Annotated in this window: 2 protein-coding genes; both read left to right on the top strand. The window is 54.6% G+C overall.

Translation table 11 applies throughout. From position 1 onward, the window contains the following. Window positions 1-157: 157 nt before the first annotated feature. The gene (locus ACM6JM_RS15995) at window positions 158-409 is read left to right on the top strand and encodes a helix-turn-helix domain-containing protein (RefSeq protein WP_039767977.1); all 252 of its coding nucleotides are present in this window, start codon (window positions 158-160) and stop codon (window positions 407-409) included. After that, on the top strand, window positions 406-1,605 hold the full coding sequence (locus ACM6JM_RS15990; RefSeq protein WP_210710202.1) for a type II toxin-antitoxin system HipA family toxin: 1,200 nt from the start codon (window positions 406-408) through the stop codon (window positions 1,603-1,605). The genes ACM6JM_RS15995 and ACM6JM_RS15990 overlap by 4 nt, the downstream gene beginning before the upstream one ends. Window positions 1,606-1,630: the final 25 nt, after the last annotated feature.

Here is a 1,630-nt window from a genome sequence, read left to right as displayed (position 1 = left end):
CACCGACGAGGAACCGTGCATCACCAGGTGGGTGTTCGGGAATTTGAATTGCCTTGATGCGATCATTGCCACACGTCTGCGGTAGGCCTACGAAACACCATCTTCCACAACGTTGTGCTAACGTAACATTCATATATTTATGTTCCGGTAGCAGCACATGGATTATTTTTTGTTGATCGCTCGCCTTGGCGACCAGTTGCGCGAAAAGCGTATTCGCCGAGGCCTGACCCAAGCTCAGCTTGCCGACCTCGCCGGGCTGACACGATACAAGGTCATCGCCGTAGAAAAAGGCACCCTTTCTGTTGGCATGATCGCCTATGCGCGCGTGCTCGGTGCACTGGATTGCGAACTCGCTGTCGTCCCGGCCGCCATGCCAACCCTTGAAGAGCTTGGGGATTTATTCGAATGAAAATGACCTCTCTCAAAGTCAGTACGCCTGAGGGGCATAGTGGCAGGCTTTTCAGCGATGGCGAGGACTTCACGTTCCGTTATCACGACGATGCATTGCCAGATGTGGCTATCAGTCTGTCGATGCCAGTGCGGCATGACGAGTTTCGCCGACGCGAGCTCCACCCTGTTTTTCAGATGAACCTGCCGGAAGGCTACGTGCTGGAGCAACTGCGTAATCGCCTGGCCAAGACCGTGAATGTCGACCCGATGCTGTTGCTGGCGCTCTCCGGTAGCACCTCTCCCATTGGCAGGGTTCAAGTGCGCTCTGAAACGGTTGATGCCTTGCTGGAAGAACAACAATTTCCAGGAGAAAAACTTGAGGAGATTCTGACGTGGGACGGCACGGAAGATATTTTCGCCGGCCTGATGGATCGTTACATTCTGCGAGCAGGCATTTCGGGTGTTCAGCCAAAATTGCTGGTTCCGGAACAACAGGAAGCCGCGTTACCCCGCGTGACCTCGAAAACCTCAGACTTGATTATCAAAAGTGGCCGAGACGAATTTCCCGGTCTGGCAGTCAACGAATTCCTTTGTATGTCCATGGCGAAAGAAGCGGGTATTCCCGTTCCGCCGTTTTACATTTCCGATAATGCCAAGCTGTTCGTCATGCGCCGCTTTGACCGCGACGATCAGCTCAACCCGATCGGTTTTGAAGACATGGCAGTGTTGATGGGGTTGTCGGCCAGCCAGAAGTACAGCAAAAGCTATGCGGCAATTGCCAAGGCCATCCGTGTGTACTGCCCGGCCGAGCATGTACGCGCATCACTTGATCAACTTTTCGATGGCGTTGCCTTGAGCTGCATTGTCGGGAATGGCGACGCTCATTTGAAAAACTTTGGATTGCTTTACTCCGAACCCACTCAGCGCGACGCGCGCCTGGCGCCGGCTTATGACATCGTCAACACCACGGCTTATATTCCGGAGGATGTGCTGGCTCTGGATCTGGCGGGCAACAAGTCGATGTTTGCCTCGCGACAGGGATTGCTGGAGTTTGCCCACACCTGTGAGATCGAGCAGCCGAGGGCGCGCATTCAGCGATTGCTTGCCTCGGTTGAAGCGGTACTAGCGCGCTATCCACAATATCGGGAACAGGCGCCTCATGTGGTGAGTGCCATTGAGCAGGCAGCAGCGCCATTCACCCTGACTTTTGGGTGACGCGCACAAAATCGCCACCCACAAA

This window comes from Pseudomonas sp. IT-P2 (genome assembly GCF_949767575.1).
Classification (GTDB): Bacteria; Pseudomonadota; Gammaproteobacteria; order Pseudomonadales; family Pseudomonadaceae; genus Aquipseudomonas; species Aquipseudomonas pharyngis.
Note: the sequence above shows the minus strand (reverse complement) of the source record. Positions and strands in the feature narration are given on the sequence as shown.

Coding starts and splice junctions, on each gene's coding strand:
- ACM6JM_RS15995 (WP_039767977.1), top strand. CDS start 158: ATGGATTATTTTTTGTTGATCGCTCGCCTTGGCGACCAGTTGCGCGAA.
- ACM6JM_RS15990 (WP_210710202.1), top strand. CDS start 406: ATGAAAATGACCTCTCTCAAAGTCAGTACGCCTGAGGGGCATAGTGGC.